The following is a 17,688-nucleotide window of genomic DNA, read 5'->3' on the forward strand; positions in this document are numbered from 1 at the left end:
GAATAATTCGTTTTAGTAGTCAGTTAAAAATTAGTATTTTCACAAGCAAAATAGACTACTTGAAGAAGCATTCTGTAAGACTTTATAACAAAGAAGATTACCACAAATGGAACGAATTTGTTGCTAATGCAAAAAATGCAACATTTTTATTTCATCGTGAGTTTATGGAATATCATCAAGATAGATTTCAAGATTTTTCATTAGTTGTTTTGGATGAAAATGAAAAAATAAAAGCACTTTTGCCAGCAAATAGAGTAGAAGAATCTGTTTTTTCACATCAAGGCTTGACTTATGGAGGACTTGTGGTTAGTCAAAAAACGAAATTGCCTGATTTTATTTTACTTTTTCAAGAGGTTTTAAAGTTTTTAAATCAGAATCAAATACAGAATTTAGACATAAAGATTTTACCGTTAATTTATTCTAATTTTCTTTCCGATGAATTAGAATACTTGGCTTTCTTATGTAAAGCCGAATTAACAAGGAAAGATACATTGTCAGTTATCGATTTAACTGCGAATTTTAAATATTCACATGGAAGGAAGCAAGAAGTTTTAAAAGCTAAAGCTTTAGGTTTTGAGATTAAAGAAGTAAACAGCTTCGATGCTTTTTGGAATGAAATATTAATTCCGAATTTGAATGAAAAGCACCAAGCAAAACCCGTTCATTCTCTTACTGAAATTACTCTGTTGAAAGAAAAATTTCCAAAAAACATTCGTCAGTTTAATGTCTATTTAGAAAATAAAATTGTGGCTGGAACTACAATTTTTGAAACAGAAACAGTAGCTCATTCGCAATATATTTCGGGTAAAGCAAATGCTGAAACTAATTTAAGTCTAGATTTTTTACATCATTATTTGATTACAAACGTTTTTAAGGGTAAAAAATATTTCGACTTTGGAATTTCAAATGAGAATCAAGGTCAGAATATCAACAAAGGATTACTTTTTTGGAAAGAAAGCTTTGGTGCAAGAACACTTACGCAAAGCTTTTATCGATTTGATACTAAAAGTTATGAGAAATTAAATTCAGTATTATTATGATAAAATTTCTCGATTTACATAAATTAAACCAACCTTTTGAAGCTGAATTCAAAGAAAAGTTCCAATCTTTTTTAGATAATGGTTGGTACATCTTAGGAAACGAAGTAAACCAATTTGAAGAGAATTTTGCTAAGTATTGTAGTTCAAAACATTGCATTGGCGTTGGGAACGGTTTAGACGCTTTAGTCCTTATTTTTAAAGCCTATGTTGAATTAGGCCAACTTCAAAAAGGAGATGAGGTTATAGTTCCCGCAAATACATACATAGCTTCAATCTTAGCCGTTTTACAAGCCGATTTAGTTCCAGTTTTGGTCGAGCCAAGTTTGGAAACATACAACATCAATCCTGATTTAATTGAAGAGAAGATTTCTCCAAAAACCAAAGTCATTTTACCGGTTCATTTATATGGTCAATCGAGTGAAATGGATAAAATTTCAGAAATTGCTCAAAAGTATAATTTAATTGTTGTTGAAGATGCAGCGCAAGCACATGGAATAAAATTTACAGGAAATTATGTAAAAGCTTTCAGCTTTTATCCGGGAAAGAATTTAGGTTGTTTAGGCGATGGCGGAGCAGTAGTTACTGACGATGATAAATTAGCAGAAATTATCAGAATGCTTCGTAATTATGGCTCGAAAGTAAAATATGAAAATGATTTTATAGGAGTAAATTCAAGATTAGACGAAATTCAAGCAGCTTTTTTAAATATAAAATTACCGCATTTAGATGCTGAAAATGAAAAACGTAGCGCTATTGCAAATCGTTATTTGTCTGAAATAAAAAATGATAAAATTACTTTACCGAATTTGTCATTGCGAGGAACGAAGCAATCTCATAATCATGTATTTCATTTATTTGTTATTCGAACAGAAAAAAGAACTGATTTACAAAATTATTTAAAAGAAAATGGAATTGAAACCATGATTCATTATCCAATTCCACCTCATAAACAAAATGCATTGAGTTCTTGGAATGGCTTGTCATTTCCAATTACAGAGAAAATTCATAATGAAGTATTGAGTTTGCCTTTAAATGGAGTTTTAACTGATGATGAGGTTTCGAAAATTATTAAAGTTTTGAACGAATGGACATCATAATTAAATCTTTTAATCGTCCATATTACCTCGATAGATGTTTGTTTAGCATTCAAAAGCATTCTAAACATTCATATACAAGAATTGTTGTTTTAGATGATGGAACTCCAAAACAATATTTAGATAAGATTCAAGAAAAATACCCTCATGTTGAAATTACTACATCAGATTTATACGATGACAAAAGTTCCAATTTAACTGATAGTTATAACGGAAAAATTCCAATTGATTTTTGGGTTGAATCGGCTAAAAATTCAAGCGATTATTTTTTATTACTCGAAGATGATTTTTGGTTTACTAAAGATTTGAATTTTGAAGAATTAGAAAAAGAAATAATAAAAGATAATTTAGTTTTTTTAAAACTTTTTTGGTTGGGAAATCCAAAATTAACCAGTCAAAATATAATTGGGAATAGCACTTTTTACAATATAATAAAACCAAAATTATTTACTTGGAATACGTTTTGGTACAAAAAGATTTTTAAAACCTATGGTTTTCGATTTAATGATGTAATGAAGTTTTTAGGTTTTTATTCAACTAAAAGAAATTTAGCCTATTATCATATATATTCAGTAGCGGGTTCTATCTTTAAAAAGGAATATTTTGTTTCGCTTTGGAAAAATAACAATGGTAAAGTTGATGAAGGACTACAAATTCAAAATGCCTTAGAATATTTAAAGGCTAATTCGAATTATAAAATAGCGCATTCTACAAAAGAATATTTTCAAACCGGATTTTCAACTGCAGCAACTTTAACTCATAAAAAATATGAAGGAATAAATCTTGATATTTTTAAAGTAAATAATTATTTAAATGAAGCTTGGTTTAATAATCAATTTGATGTTTTTTCAAGTTTACCAAAAGATATTAATGAATTTGAGATTGAACAAATATTAAGCAATGCCGATGTAACTGGTAATCTATTTTCTGAATGGAAAAAATGGCATAATAATTTTAAAAATCAATACGAAAAATTAGGTTGTAAAACAGAATGAGTCAACAAAGTTTTCATAGAATCATATTTAAAAACACTGGGCTGTTTGGTATTTCCCAATTTGTAAAGATTGTGGTTAAGTTAATTTCTAATAAAGTAGCTGCCATCTTTTTAGGAACTGCTGGAATAGGAATGATTGGTTTGCTTGAAAATATTTTAGCGCTTATTCAAGGTTTTACAAGTTTAGGAATTGCTTCAAGTAGTGTTAGGGAAGTTGCTGTATTAGATGGTGATTCTAAAAAAGAAAAACGACTTTTAAAAGTTTTATACCATTGGGCAATAATTACTGGTTTTTTAGGATTTTTAGTAGCAATAATCTTTTCAAATTATATCAATAAGGAAGTTTTTGAGAACGAAAATCATTTGAATTGGGTTTTAGCATTGAGTGTGTATTTTATTTTTAGCGCTATAACATCAATTCGATTATCAGTTTTACAAGCTAAAAAACAAGTGTCTAAAATTGTTCAGTTTCATATTGTTTCAGCTGTAATCACTGCAATTTTAGCAATTACGCTTTACTATTTTTTTCAAGAAGAAGGAATAATTCCAGTATTTATATTTTCATCGTTTTTTCAGTTTTTATTTAGCTTTTATTTAACTAGAAATATTCAAATTTCTAAAGATAAAATAAAGTTTAAAGAAGTTGTAAATGAGGGAATGCCGATGATTAAATTAGGTATACTTTTATCAATAAGTGCTATTTTCGGACAAATATGTTTTTACATAATCCGATGGTTTTTAAAAGAAAAATATTCGTTTGATACTTTGGGAATTTATCAAGTAAGTAATACTTTATTAGTTGGATATTTAGGTTTAGTTTTTTCAGCTATGGCAAATGATTATTATCCTAGGTTATGTAATTATGAAAACGATACTAAGCGATTGAATGATTTAGTAAACGATCAAACTGAAATGGCTTTATTAGTAGTTGTACCTGCTATTTTAATGTTATACTTAATAGCACCATTTTTAATTGAGTTGCTCTATTCTAAAGACTTTTTAGATGTTCTGAAAGTCTTAAAATTTGGATTGTTTGCAATAGTTTTAAAGGCAATTGTGTGGCCAATTGGCTTCATTCCATTGATTAAAGGTAATAAATTACTTTATCTAAAACAAAACCTTTTAGGTGATGGAGTAAATGTAATTGCTTCAATTTTATTGTTTTATCAGTTTGGATTTTTAGGTCTAGGAATTGCAATGGTTACTATGTTTTTTATTTCAGGAATTTATAATTTTTACACTGCGAAATTGAATTATAATTTCCAATTTAGGAAGAACACTTTACAAGTATTATTTGTTTCGTGCTTAATAGGCTTATTAGCGGTTTTAACAATTTTATTTACTGAGTTTTCAAACTTTAATTATTACATCATTTTACTCTTTATAGTTTCTGTACTATATTCATTTTTTACGATGAAAAATAAGTTAACAGTTTAGCTTTTATTACATTTGTTTATCCGAAATAAAAAGACAATGAATATAGAACTTATCACTATTCCTAAAATTGAAGACCCAAGAGGTAATTTATCAGTTATTGAAAACGATATAGTTCCATTCGATATAAAACGTGTTTATTATTTGTACGATGTTCCAGCTGGTGCAGAGCGTGGTGGACATGCTCATAAAAAATTACAACAGTTTTTAGTGGCACTTTCAGGAAGCTTTGAAGTGGTTCTTAATGATGGAAATGATGAGCAAATTATTACGCTGAATAAACCTTTTGAAGGAATACTTATCAAAAGTGGAATATGGCGAGAGTTAAAAAACTTTTCTTCAGGTGCAGTTTGCTTGGTAGTTGCTTCTGAAGTTTTTGATGAAGAGGATTATATTCGTGATTTTAAAGATTTTGTCGAATTTAAATCGATTTAATGTAAGCTTTAATTATCAACTGAAATAAAGTAAAACTTAATTTCCATTCTCTAGCGGAAATAAACTTATGAAGCTCAAAGTACATCCTATTTATAACTAATCTGTTTTCTTTTTTTGAACTGTTTAGTTCTAAAATTTTATAAAAAATCTTTAAAGTAGATTGATGTAAAAATTTAGTTTGATTATTATTTTTTTTTAAAAATTGTGAGCTCAAAGAAGTTTGTATCTCTCTTTTTTCGGCTAAAACTTCATTTATGTACTCAAAATTATAATTTCTAGAAATTCTAACCCAAATATCTAAATCCTCATAGGCAAGAGATTCGTCATAACCACCAACTTTCTTTAAAACTTCAGTATTGTATATGGTTGCAATTGAACCTAACTTTACACTTCTACTAATTACCATTTCATAAACATTTCCACTTTGTGGAAATTCATTTTCTTGAAAGTAAACATTAGTGATTTTTCCTTCTTTATCAATCAAATTAAAGTTTGCGTAAACAACAGCTAAATCTTGAAATTGTGAATTTTCAAAAGCTTTGAGTTGGCTCGAAATACAATTGGGGAGTAAACGATCATCGGTAGCTAAATCTATAATGTAAGTTCCATTAGCTTTTTTTAGAGCATGATTAAAACTTTTTGTGTTACCTGAGTTAAAGCTATTTTTAATAAATAAAACTTCAGGATGATTGATCAACCATTTTTCTATTAAAACGACAGAATTATCACTACTAAAATCATCAACGATAATTAATTCAATATTTTTATAATCTTGGTTTATAACTGAATCTAAAGCTTCAATTACAAATTCCTCATGATTATAACATAAACATACAATGGTAACTAATGGTTGATGATGCATTTATTGCTACAAAGTTTTATATTTGTTACGAATGTAAATATATCCAAGTGAATTCGCAAAATAAACCACGTAAGATTGCCATTGTGGCTTACAATTTAGAACCTGGTGGTTTAGCAAATGTTATTCAAAATGTATTTAAGATTTTACAATCGGTTTCTTATTTTCAAGTTAAGTTAATATTGTTAGATGAACGGAAAGAAGTTCAAAACAAGAACATAGTAATTCTTTCTAATAATAAGTTTAAAAAGTATTTTCAATTATTCAATTTACTTAATAATCATAAATGGGATTATATTATTGATTTAAGGTATCGAATAAACCCATTAACAGAGGTTTTAATTACAAAGTTTATTTATCCCAAAATTAAAACAATTTATAATGTACATAGTTCTAGATTACAAACCTATTTACCTAAAAATGTAACTTTAGTCAATTGGCTATATGGTACAAGTTATAAAATTGTTTGTGGAGCTAAAGGAAATGAAGATTTAGTTGTTGAAAAATACAATCTTAAAAATACTTGTACATTATACAATCCTATCGATATTAATTTTATATCTGAAAAAGCTAATGAGCCAATAGAATTAGACTTTGAATATATTTTAGCGGTAGGAAGAGTAGAAGAAGTAAAGCAATTTGATTTGTTAATTGAAGCCTATTCAAATTCCATTTTAGTTGATAGAAATATAAAATTAGTTATTGTAGGCGATGGTTCTCAGCTTTCTAAATGTAAAGAAAAAGTAAAACAACTAAATCTAGAGGATAAAGTAATTTTTGAAGGCTTTTCAAAAAATCCTTACAAATACATGAAACAGGCTAAGTTTTTTGTTTTATCAAGTAAATACGAAGGTTTTGGCTTGGTTTTAGTAGAATCTTTAGCTTGTAGAACACCGGTAATAAGTTTCGATCTACAAACAGGGCCTAATGAAATTATTACGCATGAAGATAATGGTTTGTTAGTTAAAAATCAAGATTTTGATGAGTTAATTAAAGCAATGAATTGTTTTGAAAATGAAAAAGACTTATACAATCATTGCAAGGCCAATTCAGTTAAAAGCATTTCTAAGTTTGCCATGGAAAATATTAAAAATGATTGGTTAAATCTCTTGAAATAAATTAAAAAAGTAATCTTTTGTAAATTTTCACTAAATCTTTAAAATGTGATTCCATTGTTCTATCAGCTATAAATTTTTTGCCATTTTCAGCAAATTCATGTTTTAGGATATCCTCAATAAGTAATTTTTTTATTTGATTAGTTAACTCAGAAACATTTTCATGTGAAAATACTAATCCTGAATTGTATTTTAGAACTTCGTCTTTAACACCTACGAAATCAGAAATTATTACAGCTTTACCGTATGCATGTGCTTCTAAAACAACGTTTCCATAACCTTCTAAAATTTCACTTGGAAGTATAACAAATTTTGACTTTGAATAATAATACTCTAATTCACTTTTTAATTTCTTACCAACTAAAGAAATGTTATTTTCTAACGAATTCTTTTTAATGAAATCTTCTATGTTTTTTTGCATAGTTCCTTCACCAACAAGTACTAGTTTTTCATTTGGAAATTCATTTAAAACTTCAGCAAAAGATTCAACCAACGTTAAAACTCCTTTACCTTTTTCTATTCTCCCAACATAAAGTATAAATTCTTCATTATTTACAGATGTTTTATTTGTAACTAAAACGGGATTGTGTAGCGTTTCTCCTTTAAGTTTAAAGTTTTGTTTTACAGCTTCTGTTAGTTGATTTGATGGCGTTAAAAAATAACTTGTATGTTTATTAATTAATTCTTTATGGTATTTTCTTTTTGCAGAAATAAGAATATTATAAATAAAATTCTTTTTAGGATCTAGTTCGATAACATGAGTATTATTTTTGTTAAACTGATAATAATAATCTCGAAAAGAAAATAGAATTGGAATATTTTTATGTTTTGCATACTTCATAAAGTGTGGAGTAATTGGCGCGCCAATTCCAAAACAATGAATAAGATCAGGTTTGAAGGTGTCAATTATTCTCTTAATCTCAGAAGTAGTAGAGTAGTTGTAAAATTTCTGAATCCAGTTTGTTTTTTTTGATGCTCTCCCGTACCAATAAAATTCTATTTCTGAATAAATTGAGTGATTGTATTTTAAAAGTTCTACTAAATAATTTTCAACACCACCTACAAGTAGATTTTGGCTAAAATTATTGATGAGTAAAACTTTCATTCTATTTTATTTTGATGCCAATTTACAGAAATATCCTAATCGAAATACATTAAACCAAAACAATTTAGGATTGTTACCCGTTAAGTTTTTCTCAATAATAGGATTTAAAACGCTGTAGATTAATGAAATTGGTTTAACCAAATAATAAAGCTTTAATTTTTCAAACAAAGTTATCATTTTACTATGATTAGTATCAATTTTGTTCGTTGTGTATAAGAAAAACAGATTTTCTAAAGAGTGTTTGGTTTTATTGTAAAAAACAATATTACTATCAATATCGTCATGAATTACAGGATTTTCAATATGCTTTAATCTTGCATTTATCTTTTTTAATTCAAATGAAAATAAAGTATCATCATGCCCATATTTTTTAAATGAATTATCAAATTTAACTTGATTAAAAATTTCTTTACGAATAAGTGTATTATTGAATAGAAAACTTCGATATGGAGATTTATTACGTTGTTCAATACTTTGGTCTTCCATAAATTTTCCATATTTCCAACGCAAAGTTTGTTTTGGTGAAAATGGTTTTTCAGGATGAATTCTTCCGCCATAAACACCATCAAAATTTTCAAAACTATTTAAATAGTTTTTAATAAAATTTGGATTATCAATTTTGCAATCCCCATCTAAAATTAATAATAAATCGTACTTGGATTTTTGTACTAGAATATTCTTGTTTTCACGATAACCAACGTTTTCTTTTAAAACAAAAAAACTGCAATGAGGCAATGAATTTATCTTTTCATTTTCAATGTTAAGCGTTGAATTTGAGGCATCGTCTTGTGTTAAAATTTCAAAATCAATATTACAAGAAATACATTGACTATATAATTCTTCAACAAGAGGAAAAAGGTTGTAATTGTAAATTGTTATTAAAATAGAAAGCATTTACACTGTTCTTTGTACAACTTCAAACACTTTACCTTCATCAAATTTTAAAGTTTTTGAAGGGTATTTTAATAATAAAGCATAATCGTGTGTTGCCATTACAATTGTTTTTCCGTTAGCATTAATCTTGCGTAAAACTTCCATAACTTCAACACTTGTTTGTGGATCCAAGTTGCCTGTTGGTTCATCAGCTAAAATTAATTCTGGATCATTTAATAAAGCGCGTGCAATGGCAATTCGTTGTTGCTCTCCACCTGATAATTGATGTGGCATTTTAGTTTGGTAATTTATCATTCCAACTTTATCTAAAACTTCATCAATTTTCACATTCATTTCTTCTTTAGCGGTCCAGCCAGTAGCTTTTAAAACAAATAAAAGATTTTCCTTTACATTTCTATCAGGTAGTAGTTTAAAATCTTGAAAAACAACGCCTAATTTTCTTCTTAAATATGGGATATCTTTTTCTTTTAATTGTCGTAAATCATAATCTACAATGGTTCCATTGCCTTCCGTTAAAGGTAAATCAGCATACAATGTTTTAAGGAAACTACTTTTTCCAGCACCAGTTTTACCAATTAAATAAATGAACTCACCTCTGTTTACATCAATTGAAACGTTTGTTAACACAGGGTTTTTCTCTTGATAAATATTTGCTGATTGTAAAGATAAAATTGTAGACGACATATTTTATAAACAGATTTAAGTTGTAAAAGTAAGAACTTAATCATCGGTTACAAAATTTTGTTACAAGAAAACATTTTCGTTAATAAATCTGTTTAAAAAAAGCACAATAATCTGTTAATAGCTTTCGTTATTACCATAAGGAAATACTATCTTTGAAGTCAATAAATCAATATACAAAATGATAAAAGTATTTAGATTATCTCTTTTTTTACTTTCAGCAGTTCCTGCTGTATCTGTTGCTCAGCAATCGGCTATTTACACTCACGATTTAAAAGAATTTGAAAAAGCACAAGCCTTATACAAAGACAAACAATACCAATCGGCTCAAATTATTTTTGAAAAGGTAAAAACTTCGACAAATAATCAAGAAGTACAAGCAGATTGTGCATACTATATTGCTAATTGTGCGATTCGTTTAAATCAGTTTGGTGCAGATGCTATGATTGAGCGTTTTGTGGAAGATTATCCAACAAGTACAAAGCAAAATCAGGCGTATATTGAAGTAGCACATTACTATTTTGGAGAAGGAAATTACCCTAAAGCGATTGAATGGTTTGATAAAGCAGATACATCAAGTATGTCGAATGCTGAAATGGAGCGTTATAACTTTCAAAAAGGATATGCATACTTTACTATTAAAAACAATAAAGAGGCGCAAAAATATCTTAATAAAGTCGTTAATTCTCAAACGTACGGAAGTCAAGCAAAATATTATTTAGGCTACATTTCGTATGAATCTGACGATTACAATAGTGCAAATCAGTACTTCGAACAAGTAAACGATAAAGACAAGTACAAAGAAAAAATGGGCTATTTTCAAGCGGATATGAATTTTAAGCTTGGAAATTTTCAAAAAGCGATCGATTTAGGTTTAGAACAACTACCAAAGTCGAGTGCAGCTGAAAAAAGTGAATTGTCTAAAATTATTGGTGAAAGTTATTTCAATTTAAAACAATACGATAAAGCGCTTCCTTACCTTCAAGATTACAAAGGAAAAAAAGGAAAATGGAACAATACCGATTTTTACCAGTTAGGGTATACGTATTATAAAAATGGAGATTACGAAAATGCAATCAGTCAGTTTAATAAAATTATCAACGGACAAGATAGCGTGGCACAAAATGCCTATTATCATTTAGCAGAATGTTATTTAAAAACGGATCGTAAGCAAGAAGCTTTAAATGCATTCAAAACGGCTTCTGAAATGGAATTTGATTTGAAAATTCAAGAAGATGCGTTTTTAAATTATGCAAAATTGAGCTACGAGTTAGGAAATCCATACCAATCGGTTCCTGAAGTTCTAAATACGTATTTAGCAAAATATCCTAATACGCCTTACAAACAAGAAATCAATAATTTATTAATTAGTTCGTATATCACTTCCAAAAATTATACAGAAGCATTAGCATTATTAGAAAAGAATAAAACGGCCGAAAATCGTTTGGCATACCAAAAAGTAGCTTTCTATAGAGGTTTAGAATTGTATACAGATGGCGATTATCAAGGCGCTTTCGATTTGTTCAAGAAATCTATTTCCGAAAATAAAGACCAAAAATTCACAGCTCGTGCAACATTTTGGAAAGCAGAAACTGAATACAACCTTGACCAATACAATGAAGCAATGTTAAGCTTCAAACAATTCATGGGTTACAATGAAGCAGCTTCAACACCTGAATATGCAAATGTGAATTATAATCTTGCCTATTCCTACTTCAAATTAAAAGAGTATGACAATGCAATTACTCACTTTACTGATTATTTAAGCACGGTTAAAAATGATAATACACGTAAAACCGATGCTTATTTGCGTTTAGGTGATTGTAACTTTATTTCAGCTAAATATTGGCCAGCAATGGATGCTTACAATAAAGCTATTGAAATGAATGGAGTTCATAGTGATTATGCGGCATTTCAAAAAGGAATTAGCTACGGATTTGTTGGTAGAAATGAAAAGAAAATTGAAGATTTAGAAGCATTTGCTAAAAAATATCCAAATTCTCAATATGCAGATGATGCTTTGTATGAATTAGGAAACACTTACACAAATGAAAATAACGAACAAAAAGCAATTGGAACGTACGATAAGTTAATTGCGAACTATTCAAGTAGTTCATATAAATCGAAATCAATCTTAAAACAAGGTTTAATCTATTACAACAATAACAAAAGCGAACCTGCTTTAGTGAAATTCAAAAAAGTTGCTGCGGATTTCCCAAACTCTCCAGAAGCTTTACAAGCGGTTGCAACAGCGCGTTTAATTTATGTAGATAACGGTCGCATCGATGAATATACCGAATGGGTTAAAACATTGAGTTATGTTGAGGTTTCAAATGCCGATTTAGATAATACAACATACGAATCTGCTGAGAAACAGTATTTAATGAACAATACAAAACAAGCGATTGCTGGATTTAGTAGTTATGTGGCTAAATTTCCGAATGGTTTACATGCTTTAAAAGCGAATTTCTACTTGGCACAATTGTACTTTGCTGATGGATTAGAAAGTAATTCGGTTAAACATTATGAGTTTGTTATCAATCAAGCACGTAACGAATTTACAGAACAAGCATTAGCTCGTTTATGTCAAGTGCATTTAAAAGCGAAAGACTATCAAAATGCTATTCCGGTTTTAAAACGTTTAGAAACTGAAGCAGAGTTTCCTCAAAATGTAACGTATGCTCAATCAAACTTAATGAAAGCGTATTACGAAAAAGAAGATTATGCAAATGCGGTTGTTTATGCTGATAAAGTTTTAGCAAATGATAAGGTTGATGACAGAATTAAAAGTGATGCTCAAATTATCGTAGCGCGTTCGGCTATGAAAACGGATAACGAACCAAAAGCACGCCAAGCGTATGCCGATTTATTAAAAATCGCAAAAGGGGAATTAGCAGCTGAAGCATTGTTTTACGATGCTTATTTCAAAAATAAAGATGGAAAATTTGAAGATTCAAATAAAATAGTTCAAAAAATAGCCAAAGATTATTCGGGTTATAAATACTACGGAGCAAAAGGTTTAGTGGTTATGGCTAAAAACTTCTACGGATTAAAAGATAGTTTCCAAGCGACTTACATTTTAGAAAGTGTAATTAAAAACTTTACCGATTATCCTGATGTGGTGGAAGAAGCTAAAGCCGAATTAGAAAAAATCAAAGCTGAAGAAGCTAAGACTAATTCATCAATAACAAACTAATTTTTTTACTTCGAGCGGAGTCGAGAAGTAAGTAAAACAAATTCTAAAATTGAAAATTCGTAATTCAAAAATGAACATGAAGAATTTAAAAATATATTTCCCAATCGTTATCACAGCATTAGCTTCACAATTTTCATTCGGTCAAGAAGATGAAAACATTGGTTCTGAAGTTGTAAACGTTGTCAAGCCTTATACGCCAACAATTTCTGATGCTTTTAAAGTAAAGGAAACACCAGTTATTGACGATGAGGATAATACACAAAAAGAAGAAATTCAATACAATATTTTTTCATTTCCGGTAGCGTCAACCTTTACGCCTGCAAAAGGAAAAGCAGCTGGTGTAGATAAAGAGGAAAAAGAGCGCATTTTTAGTAATTATGCCACTTTAGGTGTTGGTAACTACGGAACAATTAATGGAGAATTATTTCTAACACACAATTTCGGTCGTGATAGTTATGTGGGCGGAATGATTCGTCATTTATCATCTCAAGGCGGAATTCAAGATGTAAAATTAGACGATAAATTTGCAACTACAGGTTTAGATGTAACTTATGGTTCGAGAAATCGTGATTTAAGTTGGAATGTTGATTTAGGAGTTAAAAACCAAGTGTATAATTGGTATGGATTGCCTTATGAAAACATCTTTTTTGACGATACTACGATTGAAAATATAGAGGAAAAGCAAGTCTATAATACAATCGCATTAGGCGGTAAAATGGCAATGGAAAAAAGCTTTTTTAGCGAAGCGTCTATGCAATTTAAGCGTTTTTCAGATGATTTTGGTTCGGGAGAAAATCGTTTTTGGGTAAAACCAAATTTCGATTTTGAAGTAATGGATTATAAAGTAAATGCCGATTTTATTATTGATTACGTTGGTGGTTCTTTCGATAGAATGTATGATGTAGATGCTGAATTAAAATACAGTAACATCATTTTTGGTACAAAACCTAATTTCTTGTACCAACAAGATGATTTATCGGTGCAAATTGGAGCAGGAGTTTTCTATACAACAGGAAAATTAAACGATGAGACCGATAGTAAAATTTTTGTGTATCCAAATATAAAAGCATCGTATAAAATAGTAGGCGACATTTTAATCGGTTATGCTGGAGCAGAAGGTGGTTTAAATCAAAACTCGTATGCCGATTTTGTAGACCAAAATCCGTTTGTGTCTCCAACTCTTTTCATCGCACCAACAGACAATAAATATGATGTTTATGTTGGTTTAAAAGGAAAATTAGCAAGTTCTGTAGCATTTAACATTCGTGGTTCTTACAATTATGACGAAGGTAAACCAATGTTTACAAGTAATTCTTTCGATTTATCAGGAGCAAATACCGAAGGTTATGCGAATGGAAATTCATTCAATGTGTCTTATGATAATGTAAAAACGTTGAGCATTTTTGGAGAAATTAAAGCTGATTTTTCAAAAAGTGTAAGCTTAGCTTTAAACGGACAATACAACAATTACAACACAGAATATGCTAAAGAAGCTTTTAACTTACCGCAATTAAAAATTGGAGCTAATTTAGATTTCGATATTACCGATAAATGGTATGCTGGAGCAAATATTTTCTTTGTTGGCGAACGTAAAGATATGATTACGGTTCAAGATGATTTAACAATCAACCCTGGAACTTTTACACAACAAGAAGTAACTTTAGATAGCTTCTTCGATTTAAATGCTCACATAGGTTACAATTACAATGATAGATTGACATTCTATTTAAAAGGAAACAACTTAGCGAACCAACAATACAATCGTTGGGCTAACTTCCCAGTACAAGGAGTACAAGGAATGTTTGGGGCAAATTATAAGTTTGATTTTTAATTTTTATTCTTAATGACTAAAAAAAATATTGGTAAAAGAATATTTGCAGGATTTATAGATTATTTAATAGTTTATTTGTTAATGTTTGCCTTTGCATATTCTTTTGGTGAACCAAATGAGGAAGGTGGTTTTTCAGTAACTGGAATATTAGCACTGATGCCTTTTGTTTTTTGGTTTGTTATTATAGTATTATTAGAATCTGTTTATGGAGCAACAATTGGTAATTCATTAGTAGGATTAAAACCACAATCATTAATTTCAAGGAATGGTGAAGTTTCTTTAGGTCAATCTTTTAAAAGACATCTTTTAGATCCGATTGATATGTTTCCTTTTGGTTTAATTGGAATTATTACAATAAAAAATAGTGATAAAAATCAACGATTAGGTGATTTATGGGCAAATACAATTGTAGTTGAAATAAAAAGTAAATGATTACCAAACCAAAAATCCATTCCCATTACATTCAATTGCTCGAAGAGAAAATCAAAAAGCTACGTTTTCAAATTAATGATTTAGCGGAAGATGCACAAAACGATGCGAAAGGTTCTGCAGGCGATAAGCACGAAACCGCTTTGTCGATGATGCATCTCGAGCAAGAAAAACTCAACCAAAAACTAAAAGAAAATTTAGAGCAATTAGCACTTTTAGAGTCCATCGATAGTTCCAAACAAAATACAATTGTCGCTTTAGGTAGTTTAATAATTACCGATAAGTTTACCTTTTATATTTCATCTGCTTTACCAAAAATAACAATCGATAATCAAGAAATTATCGCTTTATCATTACAATCACCACTTGGCTTAGCCATGAAAGGAAAAACCAAAAAAGATTCCTTTTCCTTTAACGGAATCCATTACACCATTCAAGAAATTTATTAGTTTTAAAAGTTGGTTCTGCTTGCAGAAATAACTATAAAAGTGAAAAACGCATTTCTTTTGTTACTTTTCTTTATGCGAGTAAAGAAAAGTTATGATTACAATCTCAAACTTTTCTACACTAAAAAACTGTAATTTAATTTCAATTTAAAATAAATTTTAAATATAAAGTTTAAAATTGTAATTAAAAATAAGTATATGGTTTAAAATTAATACTTAAAAGCGCAACTTTGCTTCATAATAAAAAGTAAAAAACATTCTGAATTCTAAATTCATAATTCTAAATTAAAAAATATGTGTGGAATTGTATGTGCCTTTGATGTAAAGCAAAAAACAGAAACTCTAAGACCTCAAGTATTAGAAATGTCGAAAAAAATCCGTCATCGCGGACCCGATTGGAGTGGTGTTTTTAGTAATGATAAAGCAATTATGGCGCATGAGCGCTTGGCAATTGTTGATCCAGCTTCTGGAAAACAACCTTTATTTACAAAAGATAAAAGTTTGGTTTTAGCAGCCAATGGCGAAATATACAACCACAGAGAATTACGCAAACAATTTGAAGGAAAATTCGAATTTCAAACAGAAAGTGATTGCGAAGTAATTTTAGCATTATATCAAGCAAAAGGAACAAGTTTTGTAGATGAATTAAATGGAATCTTCGGATTTGCGATTTACGATGTTGAAAAAGACGAATATTTCATCGCTCGCGACCACATGGGAATTATTCCATTGTATATTGGTTGGGATCAATTTGGAACGTTTTATGTAGCATCCGAATTAAAAGCATTAGAAGGCTATTGTACAAAAATTGAATTATTTCCACCAGGTCATTTCATGTCTAGTAAAGACGGCGAATTGGTAAAATGGTACAACCGCGAATGGACAGAGTTTGACGCTGTAAAAGAAAATGAAACAAGTATTCAAGAATTGAAAGAAGCACTTGAAGCAGCAGTTCATCGTCAATTAATGAGTGATGTTCCTTATGGTGTTTTACTTTCGGGAGGTTTAGACTCTTCTATCACTTCTGCAATTGCTAAAAAGTTTGCCAGTCGAAGAATTGAAAATGATGATAAATCAGAAGCTTGGTATCCTCAATTGCACTCTTTTGCCGTTGGTTTAGAAGGTTCTCCAGACTTGGCAGCTGCAAAAAAAGTAGCCGATCATATCGGGACTATTCATCACGAAATTAAATTTACGATTCAAGAAGGCTTAGATGCCATTCGCGATGTAATTTATAACATTGAAACATACGATGTAACAACTATTAGAGCTTCAACGCCTATGTATTTAATGGCTCGTGTTATAAAATCGATGGGAATTAAAATGGTACTTTCTGGTGAAGGCTCAGATGAATTGTTTGGAGGCTATTTATATTTCCATAAAGCACCAAATTCAAAAGAATTTCACGAAGAAACTGTTCGTAAGTTGAGCAAATTACATATGTACGATTGTTTACGTGCTAATAAAAGCCTAGCCGCTTGGGGAATTGAAGGACGTGTACCATTCTTAGATAAAGAATTTATGGATGTAGCTATGCGAATTAATCCACAAGATAAAATGATTAATGGTGAAAGAATGGAGAAATGGGTATTGCGTAAAGCTTTTGAAGAAATGTTACCAGAAAGCGTGGCTTGGCGTCAAAAAGAACAATTTAGTGATGGTGTAGGGTATAGTTGGATTGATACATTAAAAGAAATGGTTGCCAAAGAAGTCTCTGATGAGCAATTGGCGAATGCAAAATTTAGATTTCCAATTCAAACGCCAACTTCAAAAGAAGAGTATTATTACCGTTCTATATTTGCAGAACATTTTCCAAGCGATGCAGCGGCTTTAAGTGTACCACAAGAGGCAAGTGTGGCTTGTAGTACAAAAGTGGCACTGGAATGGGATGAGGCGTTTAAAAACTTAAATGATCCTTCAGGTAGAGCAGTAGCAAAAGTTCACGTAGAGGCTTATTAGATTTCTTATAATCGTGTTTTGATTGCAAAGCTTTGCTTTGCAATTCTTTTACGCAGAATAGTTTGGAAAAGCTATGAGATTCAGGACAAAGTCCGCAGAGTTTTCCAAACGGTTTTATCATAGATAAAAATTCCTCGTAAAAGAAGAAAATGTCTTTTCTTTTGGTTCGTTTTCTT

15 protein-coding genes are annotated in these 17,688 nt (G+C 29.7%); 11 read left to right on the plus strand and 4 right to left on the minus strand.

Features of this window, described 5'->3' with window-relative positions:
• Positions 1-59 precede the first annotated feature (59 nt).
• The 5 genes from KK2020170_RS08065 to KK2020170_RS08085 are packed head-to-tail and all read left to right on the plus strand — an operon-like array spanning position 60 to position 4,997.
• Positions 60-1,040 (plus strand): GNAT family N-acetyltransferase, encoded by a 981-nt coding sequence (locus KK2020170_RS08065; protein ID WP_221257826.1) that lies wholly within the window; start codon positions 60-62, stop codon positions 1,038-1,040.
• Positions 1,037-2,137 (plus strand): DegT/DnrJ/EryC1/StrS family aminotransferase, encoded by a 1,101-nt coding sequence (locus KK2020170_RS08070; RefSeq protein ID WP_221257827.1) that lies wholly within the window; start codon positions 1,037-1,039, stop codon positions 2,135-2,137. The genes KK2020170_RS08065 and KK2020170_RS08070 overlap by 4 nt, the downstream gene beginning before the upstream one ends.
• A complete protein-coding gene (locus KK2020170_RS08075; protein WP_221257828.1) occupies positions 2,125-3,129 on the plus strand; it encodes a glycosyltransferase family 2 protein in 1,005 nt (334 codons plus the stop codon). Before KK2020170_RS08070 ends, KK2020170_RS08075 begins: the two co-directional genes overlap by 13 nt.
• Positions 3,126-4,565 carry an oligosaccharide flippase family protein gene (locus tag KK2020170_RS08080; protein ID WP_221257829.1) on the plus strand — a complete coding sequence of 480 codons (1,440 nt, stop codon included), beginning with the start codon at positions 3,126-3,128 and terminating at the stop codon, positions 4,563-4,565. Before KK2020170_RS08075 ends, KK2020170_RS08080 begins: the two co-directional genes overlap by 4 nt.
• Before the next feature lie 36 nt (positions 4,566-4,601).
• Positions 4,602-4,997, plus strand: a complete 396-nt coding sequence (locus KK2020170_RS08085) for a sugar 3,4-ketoisomerase (protein WP_221257830.1) — start codon at positions 4,602-4,604, stop codon at positions 4,995-4,997.
• Here KK2020170_RS08085 and KK2020170_RS08090 read toward each other — a convergent pair.
• Positions 4,984-5,859, minus strand: coding sequence for a glycosyltransferase family 2 protein (locus tag KK2020170_RS08090; RefSeq protein ID WP_221257831.1), 876 nt, complete (start codon positions 5,857-5,859; stop codon positions 4,984-4,986). The two genes, KK2020170_RS08085 and KK2020170_RS08090, sit on opposite strands and share 14 nt — an antisense overlap.
• On the opposite strand from KK2020170_RS08090, the gene KK2020170_RS08095 reads away from it, so the two are divergent.
• Positions 5,844-6,974, plus strand: coding sequence for a glycosyltransferase (locus KK2020170_RS08095; protein WP_221257832.1), 1,131 nt, complete (start codon positions 5,844-5,846; stop codon positions 6,972-6,974). The two genes, KK2020170_RS08090 and KK2020170_RS08095, sit on opposite strands and share 16 nt — an antisense overlap.
• A 1-nt stretch (position 6,975) precedes the next feature.
• Here KK2020170_RS08095 and KK2020170_RS08100 read toward each other — a convergent pair whose 3' ends face one another.
• The 3 genes from KK2020170_RS08100 to KK2020170_RS08110 are packed head-to-tail and all read right to left on the minus strand — an operon-like array spanning position 6,976 to position 9,654.
• A complete protein-coding gene (locus tag KK2020170_RS08100; RefSeq protein WP_221257833.1) occupies positions 6,976-8,076 on the minus strand; it encodes a glycosyltransferase family 4 protein in 1,101 nt (366 codons plus the stop codon).
• A gap of 6 nt (positions 8,077-8,082) precedes the next feature.
• Positions 8,083-8,970 (minus strand): glycosyltransferase family 2 protein, encoded by an 888-nt coding sequence (locus tag KK2020170_RS08105; RefSeq protein ID WP_221257834.1) that lies wholly within the window; start codon positions 8,968-8,970, stop codon positions 8,083-8,085.
• Positions 8,971-9,654 (minus strand): cell division ATP-binding protein FtsE, encoded by a 684-nt coding sequence (locus KK2020170_RS08110; protein WP_221257835.1) that lies wholly within the window; start codon positions 9,652-9,654, stop codon positions 8,971-8,973.
• A gap of 178 nt (positions 9,655-9,832) precedes the next feature.
• Here KK2020170_RS08110 and KK2020170_RS08115 point away from each other — a divergent pair, with 178 nt between their 5' ends.
• From KK2020170_RS08115 to asnB, 5 genes are all read left to right on the plus strand, one after another.
• A complete protein-coding gene (locus tag KK2020170_RS08115; protein WP_221257836.1) occupies positions 9,833-12,847 on the plus strand; it encodes a tetratricopeptide repeat protein in 3,015 nt (1,004 codons plus the stop codon).
• Positions 12,848-12,923: 76 nt separating this feature from the next.
• Positions 12,924-14,678, plus strand: coding sequence for a TonB-dependent receptor (locus tag KK2020170_RS08120; protein ID WP_221257837.1), 1,755 nt, complete (start codon positions 12,924-12,926; stop codon positions 14,676-14,678).
• A gap of 12 nt (positions 14,679-14,690) precedes the next feature.
• Positions 14,691-15,110: an RDD family protein gene (locus KK2020170_RS08125; protein WP_221257838.1), complete on the plus strand. Its 420-nt coding sequence runs from the start codon at positions 14,691-14,693 to the stop codon at positions 15,108-15,110.
• The gene (locus KK2020170_RS08130) at positions 15,107-15,556 is read left to right on the plus strand and encodes a hypothetical protein (RefSeq protein ID WP_221257839.1); all 450 of its coding nucleotides are present in this window, start codon (positions 15,107-15,109) and stop codon (positions 15,554-15,556) included. The genes KK2020170_RS08125 and KK2020170_RS08130 overlap by 4 nt, the downstream gene beginning before the upstream one ends.
• A gap of 291 nt (positions 15,557-15,847) precedes the next feature.
• Positions 15,848-17,512 (plus strand): asparagine synthase B, encoded by a 1,665-nt coding sequence (asnB, locus tag KK2020170_RS08135; RefSeq protein WP_221257840.1) that lies wholly within the window; start codon positions 15,848-15,850, stop codon positions 17,510-17,512.
• The last annotated feature ends 176 nt before the right edge of the window (positions 17,513-17,688 follow it).

The organism is Flavobacterium okayamense (assembly GCF_019702945.1).
GTDB lineage: Bacteria > Bacteroidota > Bacteroidia > Flavobacteriales > Flavobacteriaceae > Flavobacterium > Flavobacterium okayamense.